15 protein-coding genes are annotated in these 16,469 nt (G+C 69.0%); 5 read left to right on the plus strand and 10 right to left on the minus strand.

Going from position 1 to position 16,469, the window contains the following annotated elements; translation table 11 throughout:
• Positions 1–57 precede the first annotated feature (57 nt).
• A complete protein-coding gene (locus ACIBK1_RS11200; protein ID WP_197042385.1) occupies positions 58–1,746 on the minus strand; it encodes a tetratricopeptide repeat protein in 1,689 nt (562 codons plus the stop codon).
• A gap of 503 nt (positions 1,747–2,249) precedes the next feature.
• Between ACIBK1_RS11200 and ACIBK1_RS11205 the strand changes: the two genes are divergently transcribed.
• A complete protein-coding gene (locus ACIBK1_RS11205) occupies positions 2,250–3,152 on the plus strand; it encodes a VOC family protein (protein ID WP_396734124.1) in 903 nt (300 codons plus the stop codon).
• Between the two features lie 65 nt (positions 3,153–3,217).
• Here ACIBK1_RS11205 and ACIBK1_RS11210 read toward each other — a convergent pair whose 3' ends face one another.
• Complete coding sequence (locus ACIBK1_RS11210) at positions 3,218–3,850, minus strand: hypothetical protein (protein WP_396734127.1); 633 nt, start codon at positions 3,848–3,850, stop codon at positions 3,218–3,220.
• A 204-nt stretch (positions 3,851–4,054) separates the two neighbouring features.
• On the opposite strand from ACIBK1_RS11210, the gene ACIBK1_RS11215 reads away from it, so the two are divergent.
• Both ACIBK1_RS11215 and ACIBK1_RS11220 read left to right on the plus strand, forming a co-directional pair.
• The gene (locus ACIBK1_RS11215) at positions 4,055–5,278 is read left to right on the plus strand and encodes a sensor histidine kinase (RefSeq protein ID WP_396734130.1); all 1,224 of its coding nucleotides are present in this window, start codon (positions 4,055–4,057) and stop codon (positions 5,276–5,278) included.
• Positions 5,275–5,934: a response regulator gene (locus tag ACIBK1_RS11220; protein ID WP_030505639.1), complete on the plus strand. Its 660-nt coding sequence runs from the start codon at positions 5,275–5,277 to the stop codon at positions 5,932–5,934. The genes ACIBK1_RS11215 and ACIBK1_RS11220 overlap by 4 nt, the downstream gene beginning before the upstream one ends.
• A gap of 66 nt (positions 5,935–6,000) precedes the next feature.
• On the opposite strand, the gene ACIBK1_RS11225 is transcribed toward ACIBK1_RS11220, so the two are convergent.
• Positions 6,001–7,791 carry a hypothetical protein gene (locus ACIBK1_RS11225; RefSeq protein WP_396734133.1) on the minus strand — a complete coding sequence of 597 codons (1,791 nt, stop codon included), beginning with the start codon at positions 7,789–7,791 and terminating at the stop codon, positions 6,001–6,003.
• 332 nt (positions 7,792–8,123) lie between these two features.
• Here ACIBK1_RS11225 and ACIBK1_RS11230 point away from each other — a divergent pair, with 332 nt between their 5' ends.
• Complete coding sequence (locus ACIBK1_RS11230) at positions 8,124–8,999, plus strand: alpha/beta fold hydrolase (protein ID WP_396721852.1); 876 nt, start codon at positions 8,124–8,126, stop codon at positions 8,997–8,999.
• Between the two features lie 90 nt (positions 9,000–9,089).
• Here the strand turns inward: ACIBK1_RS11230 and ACIBK1_RS11235 are convergent, their stop codons facing one another.
• Entirely contained in the window at positions 9,090–9,971 is an 882-nt protein-coding gene (locus ACIBK1_RS11235) for a helix-turn-helix transcriptional regulator (RefSeq protein ID WP_030505642.1), read from the minus strand.
• A gap of 172 nt (positions 9,972–10,143) precedes the next feature.
• Here ACIBK1_RS11235 and ACIBK1_RS11240 point away from each other — a divergent pair, with 172 nt between their 5' ends.
• Positions 10,144–10,920 carry an SDR family oxidoreductase gene (locus ACIBK1_RS11240; RefSeq protein ID WP_396734136.1) on the plus strand — a complete coding sequence of 259 codons (777 nt, stop codon included), beginning with the start codon at positions 10,144–10,146 and terminating at the stop codon, positions 10,918–10,920.
• Between the two features lie 220 nt (positions 10,921–11,140).
• Here ACIBK1_RS11240 and ACIBK1_RS11245 read toward each other — a convergent pair whose 3' ends face one another.
• From ACIBK1_RS11245 to ACIBK1_RS11270, 6 genes are all read right to left on the minus strand, one after another.
• Positions 11,141–11,593 (minus strand): DUF4265 domain-containing protein, encoded by a 453-nt coding sequence (locus tag ACIBK1_RS11245; protein ID WP_231513715.1) that lies wholly within the window; start codon positions 11,591–11,593, stop codon positions 11,141–11,143.
• A gap of 289 nt (positions 11,594–11,882) precedes the next feature.
• The gene (locus tag ACIBK1_RS11250; RefSeq protein ID WP_396734140.1) at positions 11,883–13,064 is read right to left on the minus strand and encodes an NAD(P)/FAD-dependent oxidoreductase; all 1,182 of its coding nucleotides are present in this window, start codon (positions 13,062–13,064) and stop codon (positions 11,883–11,885) included.
• A gap of 185 nt (positions 13,065–13,249) precedes the next feature.
• The gene (locus ACIBK1_RS11255) at positions 13,250–13,594 is read right to left on the minus strand and encodes a hypothetical protein (protein ID WP_396734143.1); all 345 of its coding nucleotides are present in this window, start codon (positions 13,592–13,594) and stop codon (positions 13,250–13,252) included.
• 319 nt (positions 13,595–13,913) lie between these two features.
• The gene (locus tag ACIBK1_RS11260) at positions 13,914–15,317 is read right to left on the minus strand and encodes an FAD-binding oxidoreductase (RefSeq protein ID WP_396734146.1); all 1,404 of its coding nucleotides are present in this window, start codon (positions 15,315–15,317) and stop codon (positions 13,914–13,916) included.
• Positions 15,318–15,389: 72 nt separating this feature from the next.
• Entirely contained in the window at positions 15,390–15,848 is a 459-nt protein-coding gene (locus ACIBK1_RS11265; protein ID WP_030505647.1) for a carboxymuconolactone decarboxylase family protein, read from the minus strand.
• A 120-nt stretch (positions 15,849–15,968) separates the two neighbouring features.
• Positions 15,969–16,469, minus strand: a complete 501-nt coding sequence (locus tag ACIBK1_RS11270; protein ID WP_357033053.1) for a cupin domain-containing protein — start codon at positions 16,467–16,469, stop codon at positions 15,969–15,971.

Below are 16,469 nucleotides of genomic sequence, written 5' to 3' on the forward strand. Positions count from 1 at the left end.
ACAGTGAAGACCTTGTCATCGTGTCAAGGTCAAGCGGAGCCCCCCGAGGACGTCCGGTCACCCCGTGCAGTGGTTGTCGCTGAGGGACGTGTTCGCGTCGGGGTTGCCGAGGGACGCCGCCGTGTTCCAGTCGGCGCAGGCGGCGCCGGTGTCGCCGAGCCGCGACTCGGCCACTCCACGCTGGTGATACGCGTCGGCATACTGGGGGATCAGCCCGAGCGCCGCGTTCAGATCGGATATCGCCCCGCGCGGGTCACCCAGTCCGATCGCGGCCACTCCGCGGGAGTAGTAGGCCTCCGCCTGCTGCGGGTCGTAGGCGATGGCCGTGGAAAGGTCCGCGTACGCGCCCGAGTAGTCCTTCAGCGCGATTTTCGTCTTACCGCGCTCGCTGTAGGCGACCGCGAAGGTCGGAAGCCGCGACACCTCATAGTCGAGCTCGCCGAGCGCCCCGGTGTAGTCGCCGTTGTAGTACTTGATCAGACCGAGATAGTGGTGCGCCAGGACGAAGTCCGGGTCGAGTTCCACGGTGCGCTGTAGATCGGATGTGGCGCCGGTGTAGTCGCCGCCGCGGAATCTCGCGATGCCCCGGCTACTGTAGGCCAGCGCGATGCCCGGCTCTTTGGCGATGGCGTCGCTCATGATGGTTTCCGTATTCCGCCAGGCCGTGTTCCGGATGACCGTCAGCATGGTGAAGAGGACCGCGAACACCGCCATCGCCCCGATCGCACCGGCACGCAGCCGGCGATCGCGGTGCCGGAGCGCCGCGTCCGCGAGATATCCGCAAATGAAGAAGAGGCCGAGATACGGCAGGTACGCGTAGCGGTTCGCGTGGTAGCCGTCGATGAGAAGCACGGCCTGGGTCGGCGCGATGGTGACCGCGAAGAACCCGAGCCCGAAGACGACGATTCTGCGCGCCGGCCTCACCAGCCACAAAGCGGCGCCCCCGGCTGCGAGCACCAGCGGGAAGGCGTAGAGGTACCAGGGGAAGGGCTTGTGGGGGTAGGCGTAGGCGAGGGACAGGTGGAACGGATAGACCGCCTGCACCAGGTGGTTGACCACCGCCGAGCAGGCCAGGAGGATCCGGTCGGCAACGGTGTATCCCTGCGGGGGGACCACGTCCTGCCGCACGTTCAGCGCGACGAGAACCGTGACCGCGGCGATGACGGCGAACGGGATCTTCTCCAGGAACAGCCGCCGGCTCGGCCTGCGGCCCTGCACGTGGTCCACGAGGAACAGCACCAGGGGAAGCGCGACGGCGGTCGACTTGGACAGCGCGGCCAGCCCGAACAGGACCACGGACCAGGCCAGCGGCTGCCGGCGCAGCGACCTGACATATCGCAGGTAGACCAGGATCGCGGCCAGGGAGAAGAGCGTGGCCAGCAGGTTGCTGCGGGCGGAGATCCAGGCGACCGTGTCGACGTTCACGGGATGGATCGCGAACGCCCCCGCGACGAAGCAGGCCACGAAAGCGCGCTCGGTGAGCCGGCGGAACAGCAGGAACACCAGCACCACATTGGCCAGGTGCAGCATCAGGTTCGTGAAGTGGTAGATGCCGATCGCGCCCTGGCCGAACAGATAGTCGATCGCGTACGACACGTACACCAGCGGCGTGTACATGAACTGCAGCGGCGTGGTGAACCAGTGGCCGATGTTGGTCGCGCTGAAATCCCGGATGGAGACGTTGTCCACCACGCCCTCGGGATCGTCGAAATAGATGAAGCCGTTGCCGAGCCCGCTGGCGTGCACGGCGAACGCTCCCGCGACGATCAGGAACAGAATCTGCCGGTGCAGGGCAGGATCCCGCGTTCGGGCCGTGTTTCCGCGTGCGGCGGCATAACGAGCACCGTGGTGAACGGCCGGATGAGCGGGCGTCATCACACGCCTCCAGTGAGCGTCGTCGCTGTCGGGCGTCCCGGTCCCGCCGGCGTTCTTCGGCCGGCTTTCCGGTCGTCCGCGACGAGGCCGAAGGCGGGCGTTCCCGGAAATCCTGGACCGCTCGGACTGTACGCCCGCGCTGATCGGACCCGGTACCGGTCGCGGCTCGCTCCGTCCGGCGGAGGCGCCTGACCAGGCACGCGTGTCCACGGCGGGGAGGTCCTCGTCTGAAAGGATCAGATCGGCGGCCCCCGTGCTCTCCTCCGGCTCGGCCTCGTGGCGGCCGCTGCCGCCCCGGCGACCGCGGAAACGGACCTCCGCATCAGGGCCCCGCGCCGGGGACGGTCTCACCCGCCGGTGTATACAAGGCGAATATGTCAGCGGATACCTTTACGGATTCGACCGCATTCCTCGCCTCCAAGGGCGCCGCCGGGCTCCCTCACCCCGGCGGCACGCTCCTGGAGCATCTGCACCGCGTCGCCGCCCAGCTCAAGGACTGGGACGCGCCTGAAGAGGTGCAGCTCGCCGGCCTGTGTCACGCGGCCTACGGCACGGACGGCTTCGGCCACCGGCTCCTCGACCTCACCGATCGCGCCGCGCTGGCCGAGGTGATCGGGGCCCCGGCCGAGGCGCTGGTGTACCTCTACGCCTCGTGCGACCGCGCCGCCACCTATCCCGCACTGCGCTTCACGGACCGGTTCACGGGCCGGCGGGTCGACCCCTCCGCCGCCGAACTCCGGGCGTTCATCCTGATCACGGCCGCGAACGAGATCGACGTCGCCCGGCACAACCCGGAGATCCGCGCGAAACACGGGACCGCGCTCCACGCGTTCTTCGCCCGCAACCGGGACCTGCTGCCACCGGCCGCCTGGGAGGCCGTCAAGGAGACATTCGCCGTCCGCATCGCGAGCCTCGATCACCTGGTCCTGACCGTGGCCGACATCCCCCGGACGATCGACTTCTATCGGGACGCCCTCGGCATGGAGCCGGTGACCTTCGGCGGCGGCCGCCACGCGCTCGTCTTCGGCTCCAGCAAGATCAACCTGCACCAGGCCGGAACCGAGATTCGGCCACACGCCCTCCGCCCCGTGCCGGGCAGCGCCGACCTCTGCCTGATCACCCACTCGCCTCTGGATCAGGTGGCCGCCCATCTGACCGCCGCGGGCGTAACCATCGAGGAGGGCCCGGTTCCCAGGACCGGCGCGCTCGGCCCGATCACCAGCCTGTACATCCGCGACCCGGACCACAACCTCATCGAGATCTCCACCTACGACTGAGGACGTATCCCTGGCTCACACCCGGACAGCCGTACCGCGAACTCCCCCGCAGCGGGACGAGAAGATCAGCCCCGGGTCCCGGCGGCCGGCTGCCCGGCCGTCGCGGGGGTATGGTCCGTCCGTCCCCGCACGGCGAAGACGCCGATGGCGAACAGCGCCGCGAAGAAGACGCCGTCGGGCACCAGGAACCAGGCCCCGGGCAGCCCAAGGGCGCCGAGGAGGCACGAGACGATCAATGCGACCCCGATCCACCACGGCAGCGTCCGCGCCCGCAGCACGGCGATGCCGAGGCAGATCGAGCCGACGACCAGCGCCAGGAGCGCGACCCCCTCGAAGGCGGCGAAACCCGGCGGTTCCTGCGCGGGGATGCCGCCGTGGCCGGCCAGATACGGTTTGACGAACGCCTCAGTGGTGCCCTCGCCGACATTGAGCATCACCAGCGCGGCGAACACCCCGGCGTAGCCGGCCATGTGCAGCTTCGGCGCACGCCCGGCGAAGGTCAGGATCACCGGCAGTCCCAGCGCGACGACGACGTCCCCGACCAGCGCGATCCCCTCGAACAGCGGCCAGTTCTGGTAGCGGAACACCTCGTCGCCGTTGCCCGGCGCGAGCAGGTTGGCGGCGAGGTAACCCGCCAACGTGACGATCGTGCCGACGACGAGCGCCGACCCCGCGAGGCGTCTCATGTTCACGGTCATGGTCTCCTCCATGGTTCGCAGCGCCAGGCGCTGTGCGCAAAGGCCGTCCGCCGGCTGCGCGTCCTCAGCGTCGGCCCTGCACACCCGCGGCGTCGTCGTACCGGGGTCGGCACCGGTCGATACCCCGGTCGCGAACCACGCGGCCGGAAATGCGACCTGCGGATGACGCCACGCGAGCGCGCCCGTAGGTAACTTGCGGTTGTGATGGACGTGACGAACCCGGCCCAGTCGCGGGTGGAGTCGCCGACGCGTGCGTGGCTGCGGCATAGACCGGCCGGGCTGCTCCCCGACGCGCTGCTCGCCCTTGTGATCACCGGCTTCGCCCAGGCCGACCTTTCGTTCCATCTCGACAACTCGACGCCGTACGGCCCGATGCCGGCCGTGGTCGCCTCCACGCTGGTGGCGACCTCGATCCTGGCGTTGCGCCGGGTGACGCCGCTCGCCACGGCCGTCATCATCGCGGTCGCGATCGCCGGGCCGATGCTGGTGACGCCGCTGACGGTCACACTGTGGGGCGACTTCCTGCCCATCCTGGTCGCCACCTACTCGGTGGCCCGGCACAGCGAGTCGGCGCGGGCCTTCATCGGCCTGGCGGCCGTCGGCGTGGGCTTGGTCGTCGTGTTCCTGCGCAACCCCGAGTCCGGCACTGTCGGCAACATCCCGTTCGTCGCGGTGCCTCTGGCGGTGTGTTTCGTCGCCGGCCGGGTGCTGCGTGCCCGCGCCCGCAGCCACTCCGACGACCGCGCCCGGGCCCGGCGGCTGGAGGCCGAGCGCGAGGGAGCGATCCGAGCCGCGCTCGCCGAGGAGCGCGCCCGCATCGCGCGCGAGTTGCACGACATCGTGGCCCACTGCGTCAGCGTCATGGTGGTCCAGGCGGGCGCCGCCGAGGACCTGCTCGACCGTGACCCGCAGAAGGCGCGAGCCCCGCTGCGCTCGGTCCAGGAGACCGGACGGCAGGCCGTCGGGGAACTCGGGCGCATGCTCGGCCTGCTGCGCGGGGAACGGGCCCGGCTCGCGCTCAAGCCGCAGCCGGGCACGGCCGATCTGGCCGAACTGGTCGGCCACATGGCCGCGATCGGCCTGCCCGTCGAGCTCACCGTGGAGGGTTCGAGCCGCCCGCTTCCACCCGGTGTGGACCTGACCGTCTACCGGATCGTGCAGGAGGCGCTCACCAACGTGCTGAAACACGCCGCGCCGACCACCGCGCACGTCAGGTTGCGCTACGACGACCAGTCCGTACAGGTGAGCGTCCGCGACACCGGGCGAGCGGGCGGGTCGGGCGGAGCAGGCGCCAACCGCGTCGGGCACGGCCTGATCGGGATGCGCGAACGGGTCGGGCTCTATGGCGGCTCACTCGAGACGGCGGCCACGCCCGGCGGTGGCTTCACCGTGACGGCGCGCTTGCCGCTGGAGGCGGGCCAGCGATGATCAGAGTCCTGCTCGTCGACGACCAAGCCCTCGTACGCGGCGGCTTCCGCTCGATTCTGGAGGGTCAGGACGACATCGAGGTGGTGGGCGAGGCGGTCGACGGCATCGAGGCCATCGACCGAGGGTCGGTGCTGCAGCCCGACGTCATCCTCATGGACATCCGCATGCCACGCCTGGACGGCATCGAGGCGACGCGCCATCTGCTGAACGGCGGCACCTGCCGGGCGCGCATCCTCATCCTCACGACATTCGATGAGGACGAGTACGTCTACCAGGCGCTGCGGGCCGGGGCGAGCGGCTTCCTGCTCAAGAGCGCTCCGCCGCGCGAGCTGGCCGGGGCCGTCCGTACGGTCGCCGCGGGCGAGGCGCTGCTGGCACCGGAGATCACCCGGCGGATGATCGAGGATTACGTCCGCCGCCCGCGGCCGGGCTCTGACCGGCCTGCCGGGCTCGAGACGCTGACCCCACGCGAACTCGAGGTACTGCGGCTCATCGCCCGAGGTCGCTCCAACGCGGAGATCGCCGCGGAACTCTTCCTCAGCGGGCCGACGGTCAAGACCCATGTCACCCGCATCCTCGGCAAGCTGGGTCTCCGCGACCGCGTCCAAGCCGTGGTCTTCGCCTACGAATGCGGCCTCGTCCACCCCGGCCGCTGACACGGCCGCGCACCAACGGCCCCGGGCCCGGCTCGCGGCGTATGGCACTCACGACCACAGCTCTGCCTATGATCGGCCGCCGGCGCCGCGGGCCACCGCCCTCCGACCGCCCGAAGAAGGGCTGTTGAAGGAGAGCGCGCGCCCCGCAACAGGTCGCGGCTTCAGCTTGAGCCTCTTCCTCGACGCGCCCGGGAAGACGACGACCAGGTGCTGCTCCTCTTCTGCATCGTCGACCCGCACGTAGACACGGAGCCGGTAGCGGCCCTTCCCCGCGATCGCCAGGTTCGGCATCGGGGCACCCGCGCCCACCTCTCCGCCCTCGCCCATCTCCGGCACGGTGAGCTTGCCGCTGCGGCTGACGATCGACACCTCGTTGACCTGATCCCATCCGGCCGTCCGCTGCGGCGGCGGGGTGCGGAAGGCCTTCACTGTGAGACAAACGTCGGCGACGTCTGCGACATGGCCGATGAGCACCGCGCTGTCGGCCACCCCGACGCGGGTGCTGTCATCGTAGACCTTGCCCGTCGCCTGCTCCTCCGCCTCGTCGGCCGCCTCGTCTTCGGGGTCGTGGACCAGATAGCCGGGATCGCCGTCGACGAACAGGAAGTAGTTGGCCGTGGCCTGGACGACGCCCTTCGTCCGGGGCCACGGGTCGCGGCACTTCGCGTTCTTCTCGGCGATGTAGGCGGCGTTCGCCGCCTCCGCCTCCGTGGTCGACCACAGCAGCTCGGGATGGGCTGCGCCGACGATCTCCGGGCAGACGTAGACGAGGTCCCACTGGTCCGCGCTGCGCGCGGACGCGCTCCCGGCCCGCGCCAGAAGCGCCTGCTGCTCGTCGTGGTCCTTCGCCCGGCACAGCGCCCGCCCGTACGCGAGGATCTCCTGGTCCGACAGGCTGTCCGGGAACATGGGCGGGACTCCGCCCTCTGTGCTCCGCGCCCGGCACAGGAACGCGGCGTCGCGTTCCGCAGGTTTCAGGTCGCCGAAGCTGGGCCGGTCGTAGCAGTCCATCGACCAGCCGGTGTAGGTGAGGTGCGGGGTAGCCTCCGGGTGGATCAGTGCGATGATCGGCAGTACGGCCACGGCCGTCACCGCGACGCGGATCACGCGCCGCCGCGCGGGCGGCAGGTCCGCCGGGCGGCCCTCCTCGGGCAGTTCACGGGCGGTCGCCGCGATCCACACGGTGCCGACGTATCCCAGCGCGTCCACCATGACCGGCACCGTCATATCGCCGCCGGACATTCTTCCGAAGACGTCGAGCGGGAACACCAGCGCGTAGACACCCACTGACAGCCATCCGGCGGTCTGCGTGCCGCGGCTCCAGCGGCCGTCGCGGCGCTGCCCGACGAGCGTGATGAGGGTCGCCGCCACTCCGCCCAGCATCAAGCCCAGTACGACGATGTAGCCCGATCCCAGCTCTGGGAGGTCGAGTTCGTCGAGCAGTACGTCGGCCATCGCGGCCAGTTCGACCGCGAAGACGGCTCCGGCCGTCGCGCGCAGCATGCGGGACCGCCAGCGGATAACGAGCAAATAGAGGACGTCGATCGCGGTCCACAACGCGAGCTGGAATGCCGCATCGACCGCGTCGGGGAGCAGCGCGATCGGATACCGCAGCACGAGGGCGTACGCCACCGCCAGATACAGCAGCCGGCGCAGTGCCTTCGCCCGGCGGTCCAGCGGGCCCGGCGCCGGGGCACGCAGGATCAGCCACAGGAGCGCGGCCTTCACGAGAGCGGCCACGAGCAGCGCCACAACCGTAGGGGTGTCGAACCCGCCGCGTATGTAGAACTCCGCAACGGCCGGCGGCGACCATTCGACGGCAGCCCAGAGCCAAGCGTCGCCGAGCACCAGCCCCACGACCGCCGACGCAAGAACCAGACCTACTAAAACAATCCTGATAATCCGCCAAAAGCCATTCGGAGGCACGGGATGCGATCTTAGTGGGGCACCGCCCGCACAGCGGACCACAGCAGAACGAACGGTCCCGCATCCGAGAAGCGGGGACTCCTTGGTCTCCACATGCCCAAGATTCGGCGCTGAAGGCACCAAAATCCTGAATAACCCCCGATGCGTGGTATCGCAGCACGCTCCACAGTGTTCTTGAGGAGACAACCAGGCAGGATCAGCGTCCACGCTCAGGCCGCGCTGATCTCCGGGCAGTCACCGAGAGGCGACCGGAGGCGTATTCCATGCCTTTTTCGCAGGCGAGACAGGGCTTCAGAATCTTCTACGAACGCTCGGGCCACGGAACACCTGTTGTGCTCATACACGGCAACCCGGGAGATCACATGGAGTTTTCCCGCGTGGTGCCGCTTCTGGGTGACACTGCAGACGTGGTGACCCCGGACCTGCGCGGGTACGGGAAATCCGACAAACACCTGAAGGACGTCGGCAACGCCTATTCACTCAGCGGCCAGGTCGACGGTGTCATCGCGCTCATCGACGAACTGGGCATCAGCAACGCGGTGCTGTGCGGGTACGACGTGGGCAGCTTCACCGTCCAGACTCTCGCCATGAAGCGCCCGGACCTGGCGCACTCCCTGGTCATCGCACCGCCGACCATGGGCGTCGGGCGGCGAATCCTGGAGGAGAAGGCTGTCAACGCCTTCCTCCACGCGATCATGTACAAGACCAGCCTGGTCGAGGACCTGATCGACGGAAAGCCGGAAGCCGTCCGTGCCGTGCTGCGGGAGAATCTGGTGAGCTGGTCGCCCCCCGGCTCCCCCGCGGTCGACGCTCTCCTCGACCATCTCACCGGGAATCACTCGGAACCAGGCGCATTCCTGGCCAGCGCGATGTGGTTCCGCCACCCCGAGGGCAACCCCATCACCTACTACGCCAACGAGACCAAACCGGCGCCGGGTGACAGGTTTTCGAAGAATGTCACCATCCTGTGGCCGGACAGCGATGCGCTCTTCCCCGTGGAATGGAACGACACGCTGGACGACTACTACAGCGACTACGACCTGCACATCATGGAGAACACAGGGCATTTCAGCCCCGTCGACTCTCCGGAGACCTGGGCGGAGCACATTCGCAAGCATGTGCGGGCCGCCTCGAAGTAGCGAGACCCCGGCCCGGCTCACATAATCGAGCGTCACGGAAAGCGTCACTGGGAATGACAGCCCCTGCCGAGGCCGAGGGTTTGTGCGGCATCAGCCTGAGGGCGGCGCGGGCCGGGCCGATTCCCGGTCAGGGGCGGGTGCGTTCCAGGACTCGAGCAGGCGCAGCGCCTGTTCGGTCGGCGAGTCCGGTTCCACGTTGTAGACGTACAGGGTCTGTTCCGCGTCTCCGGGAACCGGGAAGGACTCGAAGACGAAATGCAGGTCACCGACGACGGGGTGATGATGGAGCTTCGCACCGTGGGTGCACCGTAGCACCCGGTGATCGTTCCACCAGGTGGTGAAGTGCGGTGACCGCAGCATGAGCTCGCCCACCAGGTCTGCGAGTTGCCGGTCGTGGGGCCGGCGCCCGGCCTCCAGGCGAAGGATTCCCACGGTTTCGGCAGCGATGCGTTCCCAGTCGCCGACGGTCTGCCGGGCGGAGGGGTCGAGCAGATAGTAGCGGGCCAGGTTGCGGGCCGGCACGGGCAGGGCGTCGAAGTCGGTGAGGACGGCCCGGGCCAGTCGGTTGGAGGCCAGGACGTCGGTCCGCCGGCCGAGGACGAATGCCGGCACGTGCTGCAACGTCCGAAGCATCAGGTGCAGGCCTGGACGGACACGCTGTGGGCCGGTGTGGGCGCGGCGAGCGGCGGCGTTCGGCCGGCTCAGCAGATCACGCATGTGTTCCGTCTCGGACGCGTCCAGGTGCAGGGCCCGGCCAAGAGCCTCAAGGACTTCGGGCGAAGGGTTACCGGCCCGGCCCTGTTCGAGCCGTGTGTAGTACTCGGTGCTCACCCCGGCGAGCCGCGCGACCTCGTCGCGACGCAGTCCCGAAACCCGGCGCGTGCGGCCGTCCTCGGGCAGCCCTGCCTGGTCAGGCTTCAGGCGGCCACGCCGGATACGAAGAAAGTCGGCGAGCTCGCTTCGGCTGTCCATACCCCCAGTGTGACGTCTCGCATGTGCGGCGTTTCCGGTGTGGGTGGCCCTGCCGGTACCAGTCTCGGCAGGGTACGGCAGGTGCTCTTGGCGGTGGGTCCGGCGGTGGTGTGCTGGATGGGCGGCCCGGATGAACGGACCACCGCCCGAAAGTTCCACGGAAGGTACCTCCATGACCTCGCAGACCTCTGTCGCCCCGCTTGCCGGCCGTGTCACCGTCGTGACCGGCGCCTCCAGCGGCATCGGTGAAGCGACCGCTGAGCACCTGGCATCGCTGGGAGCGAAGGTCGCCGTGCTGGCCCGGCGCGAGGACCGGCTCGCCGAGCTGGTCTCCCGCATCGAAGAGAAGGGTGGCACCGCCTTGGCGATCGCCGCCGACGTGACCGACGCCCGAGCCGTACGCGCCGCCGCCAGCCGCGTGAAGAACGACCTGGGCGGCGCGGACCTGCTCTTCAACAACGCAGGCGTGATGCTCCCGGCTCCGATCCAGGAGCTGGCCGGCGACCAGTGGCAGCGCCAGATCGACCTGAACATCACCGGCCTGATGAACGCCATCGGGGCGTTCGTTCCCCAGCTGGTCGAGGCGGCCGCCGAACGCGGCGTCGGCGACCTGATCAACACCTCCTCGATCGCCGCGCAGAACCTCTTCCCGAACTTCGCCGTGTACTCGGCCACCAAGGCCTATGTCTCGCACCTGTCCCGGCACCTGCGTATGGAGCTGGGCCCGAAGAAGGTGCGGGTGTCGGCGATCGAGCCGGGCATCGTCGGTACGGAACTGCAGAGCCACGTCACCGACGCCGGGGCGCTGGAGTGGCTGGAGGGCTCCAAGCAGACGATGGAGTGGCTGACGGCGGAGGACGTCGCCCACACCGTCGGTTTCCTCGCCTCCCAGCCGGCACGGGTCAACCTTCAGCAAGTCACGATCATGCCTACCGGCGAGGCCAGCTGATCACACCCCCGGCGCCGCCGTCCCGATCCGAGCGGGCGGCCGGACGTGGCCGGGACACCCGGGACTCGGCCACGTCCCGCCGTCGTCGACCGGGGGCGGCCTCGCGAGTACGCCACCCGCCCCGGACTGGGCCTTAGGTCCTCATCGTCCACCACCGTCCAGCCTCGTCCACTCCGGTCGTCACCCGGTGACCGCCCTGGATGATAGGACGTGCCCGGCGCTATGCCGTACGCCAGGCATCCCCGACGCAGGCCTCTTGGTAGTCCCACCATCCCGCCTCCACGCCTCGGTTCAGCTGCGCTTTTGCGGCCCGGACGTCGGCATCGGAAGGCACGCTGAGAGCGACGAGCGGGAAATCCGCGCTGTACGCCTCCGCTCCGATGCCCAACGGAGCGAATACCTCGTGCACCGCGTTGGCGGTCGCCTTCGGTCCCCCACGGACCGGCAGCACGAGGATTGTGCACCTACCGGACCATTCGACGCGTTCCTCAACCCATCGGACGCCATCGGCGTCCATGGTGAACCGCACGATGTCGCCCTCGGCAGCGCCGTCGACGAAGAACGGGACGTTGTCCACCTGTGCGAGATCCCCGCCGAGCGGGGTCGCCCACACGCCTTCCTGGTCGAACTGCGGCCATCCCTCACGCGGTACGAACCGGTACCAGACTTTCACTCTGCCATCAGCATCCATCGCCGTGCTCTCGGACCAGGGGGAGACCACGCTGACGATCGGCTTCCGCTCGACCCCAGGGGTCCGGACTCGCGCGGACCTCAGCCAGGACGACGTCAAGACCTGAGTCGAACCCATCTCGGTCCTGCGGCACGACCACAGCCCTACGAATTGCGCGCAGATTCTGCTTTGGAAGAGGACCTGCAGGAGTGAGCTCCTGTGGTTGCGCGCTCATGCCACCAGCGTACGCACGGGGCGCCCGGCGCGACCCAGGCGATCGCAACGCCCTTCGTCATGACCGCGTGAGGGGTCGGGTCTCCACTTCGCCCGTGAGGGCGAGGTGGCGGCGGCGGCTCGGCAACATCATGGTGGGGTGGGAGACGCTCCAGGCCGCGCTGGCGCAGATCATCTCCTTGATGCGGGCGGCGGTCCGGCCCGTGAAGACAGTGGACGTGACCTGATCGTCGGGGGTCACGCGCTGGACGATCCCATCGCGGCGTCCGAGGCTGATGCACTGCAAGGAGTAGCCGATCGTGGTCTCGGGAACCTTGCGACCCGTCAAGCGCGCGGCGATGACGTCGGCGGCCAGCCAGGCCATCGGGTTCGCCGAGGCGCAGGACATCCGTAGCGGCTTGCCGCCCGCTCCTTCGGCGAGCGCGGCGTCGCCGACCGCGTACACATCGGGGTGCGAGACCGATCGCATGCCGGCGTCGACGACGATCCGGCCTGTGTCGGACACCTCAAGGGTGGTGGCTGCCGCGATCGGGTGCACGGTGAAACCCGCGGTCCACACGGTCACCTGGGCCCGGATCTTGCTGCCTGCGCCGGTGACCACGCCGTCCGCTTCGACGCGCGTGACGTCGACAGCGTCGTGGACCGTGATGCCGAGCCGGTCCAAGGCCCCGCGCAAGTGGCGCTGCGCCTTGTCGCTGAGCCAGCCGCCGACGCGGCCGCGGGCGGCGATGGCGATCTCAAGGTCCGGGTGGGCTTCGGCGATCTCGGTGGCCGCCTCGATACCGGTCAGGCCGCCGCCCACGATCAGCACGGTCCCACCGGGCTTCACCTCGCTCAGGCGCGCCCGCAGCCGGAGAGCGGCCTGCTTGCCGGCCACGTTGTAGGCGTGCTCCGCGACACCAGGGACGCCGTGATCGGCGCCGGCGCTGCCCAGGGCGTACACGAGGGTGTCATAGGCGAGGGTCTCACCGCCGAGGTCGACGGTCTTGCCTTCCACATCGACAGCGGTGACCCGCGCGGTCCGGACCTGTACGCCGGTGCCCGCGTAGAGGTCGCGCAGCGGGCGAGGCTGCAGATCCTGACCGCACGCGAGCTGGTGCATGCGTACCCGTTCGACGAACTCCGGGTCGCCGTTGACCAGGGTGATCTCGATGTCGTCGCGGTGCAGCCGCTTGGCGAGGCGACCGGCGGTGTTGGCTCCGGCGTACCCGGCTCCCAGGACGACGATGCGGTGCTTCATGGCTCGCTCCTATGCGGGGTTGCTTTCACCCCCCTGAACCGGCCATGCATGCGATCCCTGACAGGGACCGCGTGTGATCTAGGTCACGACTCGTCGGGCACGGGCGACAAGGTCCGGCGGCCGCCGCCGGCACGCGATGCGCTGAAGAGCCCAGGCCGTATGAGCAAGATCGGCGCAGGCGGGTCTCACCTGGCGGGCGGTGTTGGGTTCGAATCAGCGACCGCTCGTTTGTACGGAGCCATGCTCGCCACCCGTAGTGCACTGACCTGAAGGACGAGGACGCGGTCACGGTCGGAAGCCCGATAAACGCACACCGAGGCAGTGACCTTCTTGTTGAGCGTGTAGGCCTGGCAGATGGCATCGGTCTCATGACACAGGGACACTCCGCCGTTGAGGTTGTCCAAGCCGACGCTGGTGAGGATCTTCCCGTCCTCCAAGTAGACGGCGGCAGCACCACCTGGCTCATCAGCCGGCCATCGTCGATCCATCTGTGCGATGGCTGCGTCGACAAGGGTTTGATCAAGCTGCATGCAGGCATCGTGTCACTTCAAGGCGGTCAGATCCCCCCGAGTTCCGTCGCAGAGTCCTGGACCTGCTGAAGGCGGACCGCACCGTGCAGCAAGTGGCCGCCGATCTAGCGACCAGACCAGCTGCAACTGGCGCAGACAAGACCGTATCGACGCAGGTCTGGAGCCCGGGATCACCTCCAGCGACCTGGCCGAGCTGGTGGCCGCCCGGCGCCGGATCGGCTGCGACACCGAGCAGGACTGGCTCTACTCGAGAGCGGTGGTGCCGGACATGATCGACGAATTGATCACGTCCGGCCCCGCCCGGTCGGCCAGTGTCTGATCAGGCGCCCGGCGCCACGTTGTGGTTGATCCGGAACATGTTGGCCGGGTCGTAGGTCTTCTTGACGGCCGCCAGGCGCTCGTAGCGCTCCGGGCCGTAGATCGCGGCGGCGTCGGTCGCTTCATCCGGCGCGAGGTTGTTCACCAGCCGCCGGTCGCCCCGCCAGGGCTCCATTCCGTCGAGCAGCGCGGCGACCGACTCCTTGAGCCGCTGCTCCTCCGACAGCGGACCGACCTCGACGCCCAGGAGGCTGTACGGCAGGCCCCTGGTCGCCACGGCGTTGGGCACCGCCGGCTCCCGGTCCCACGCCCCGCCCAGGGCACGCAGTTCGGCGATCCACAGGGTCGTTTCGGAGCCCGGGCCGACGAGTTCGACCAGCTTGTCCTGCGCCTCCGCGGGGAACTCCCGCAGCATGATGCCCCGTTCGTAGTAGGGCAACGGTTCGGTCGGCTCGTCGTGGATCGACGCGACCTCGGCGTACGGCATGTCCCTCACGGTGTCCAGGACCGCCGGAGCTACTGCCCGCAGCGGCGCTATCATCCGCTCGCCGTCCTCGGCCGTGCCGTTGTAGGCGAACCGCAGAGACACCACGAACGCCCCGCGTAGCGGTTCGGGCAGTTCGGGCAGCGGTGGCAGCCGCAGCACGGCGAACGACGAGATCATGGTCTCCGGTGTGCCGGGGTGCCAGGCGGTCCAGGCGCGCAGCACGTCGGCCATCCGCTCACCGGGGAAGTAGATGCCGCCGCCGTAGAGGCGGGGCACCGGGAACAAGGCGAATTCCAGCGCGGTGACCACTCCGAAGTTACCCTTGCCGCCGCGCAGCGCCCAGAACAGTTCGGGTTCGGACTCCGCGTCGACATGCCGCAGTTCGCCGTCCGCGGTCACCACCTCGAGCGAGCGCACATGGTCGGCGGCGTAGCCGTGGGAGCGGCCGAGGGTCGGGCTGAGGCCGCCGCCCAGGGTGTAACCCGAGACTCCCACCGTGGGATTCGACCCGTTCAGCGGGGCCAGCCCGTCCTTGGCCGCCCTCTCGACGACCTCGGACCATATCGCTCCGGCGCCGACCCGGGCCGTGCGGCCGACCGAGTCGATGGCCACGTCATTCATCCGATGGGTCGCGATCACGACGGCGCCGTGCGCCGGGCCGACCATCTGGTGGCCGGTGGTCTTCACCAGGACCGGCCGGTGCTGCCCTGCCGCGAACGCGACGGCGGCCTGGACATCGGCAGCGCTCTCCGCCACCACGATCACCGCGGGCACCAGCTCGTGATTCAGGTTGAAGACGGCGCGTTCCTCGTCGTATCCCGCGTCGCCCGGCAGCAGAACCGAACCTGCCACCGCGGCCACGAGGGCCGCGGCATCTTCCGGAAGGACCGGCGGCAGGGATGAATCGTCGAAAGTCATTACATACATCCTGTTACTAGTGCAAATATTCCGGAGCCGAGACAACCGGACGGGCCGGTGTCACCGTCGAGGTCAGCCGCCGACGGGGTACCGGCTCGTGATCGCGACGCGGTTGAAGGCGTTCATCACGGTTGCCAGCCAGGCGATGGCGGAAACCTGGTCTGCGGTGAGTACGGCCGCGGCGGCGTCGAAGTCCGCGTCGCTGACGTGTCCGTCCGGCACGAGTGTGATCGCCTCGGTCAGGCGGAGGGCGGCGCGGTCGGTCTCGGAGAAGTAGTCGGTCTCTGCCCAGGCGGGCAGCACGGCGATCCGGTCGGGATTCTCGCCCTTCTTGAGGGCGGCGCGGGTGTGCATGCGCAGGCAGAACGCGCAGCCGTTGATCTGGGAGGCGCGGATCCTCAGCAGCTCGACCAGGAGCGGGTTGAGGCCCGCCGCGGCAGCGGCCTCTTCCACCTCCGACGACAGGGCGATGAGGGCCTTGTAGGCAGCCGGGTGCTGCTCGCCGATGTTGACGCGCTGGTGGTTGGTCATGGTTCCTTTGATTCTTTGGTGGTCTGCGCCGCGCCCTTCGGGCGCGTCTTGGTGGCGGGATTTGTGTTCCGGCAGGGGCAGAGTTCGTGCGGAGTGTTCCCGCCCGCTGCGTGCCCAGGGCTATGAGCCCGGGTCGTTGACCTTGAGCTCTTCTCCGGTGTTGGAGACGAAGACGACCAGCAGCTTCGCCGGTTCCGTCTGACTGGGATTTTCCGTGAGCTGGTGGTGGGCACCCGGCTGCTCGACCCAGTTCTCGCCCTGATGGAACGTACGCACCGGCTCGCCGGTGACCTGGCTGCGAACAGTGCCCTCGAGCACGAAGGCGTAGACGAACGCCGAGCCGTGCCGGTGCGGCATCGCGCGTGCAGTCGGCGGGAGGGTGACGATCGCCGAGGTGAACGTCTTGCCCTTGACGTTCGGAAGCGCCTGTGTGAGCAGAGGCGTCAGGGTTTCGGACGGTGGCTTCGAAACCGCGGCGGCGGACGGCGCCTTGGCAGTCACAGGTTTCGCGGCGGCGACTGACGCCTTGCTCGTTGCGGGCTCTGCTGTTGAAGCGCATCCGGTGACCGTGGCCACCAGGCCGACAGCCAGAAGGCCACCGGCAATCCGCGTTCCAATCAC

Source organism: Microbispora rosea (assembly GCF_044460045.1).
Classification (GTDB): Bacteria; Actinomycetota; Actinomycetes; order Streptosporangiales; family Streptosporangiaceae; genus Microbispora; species Microbispora rosea.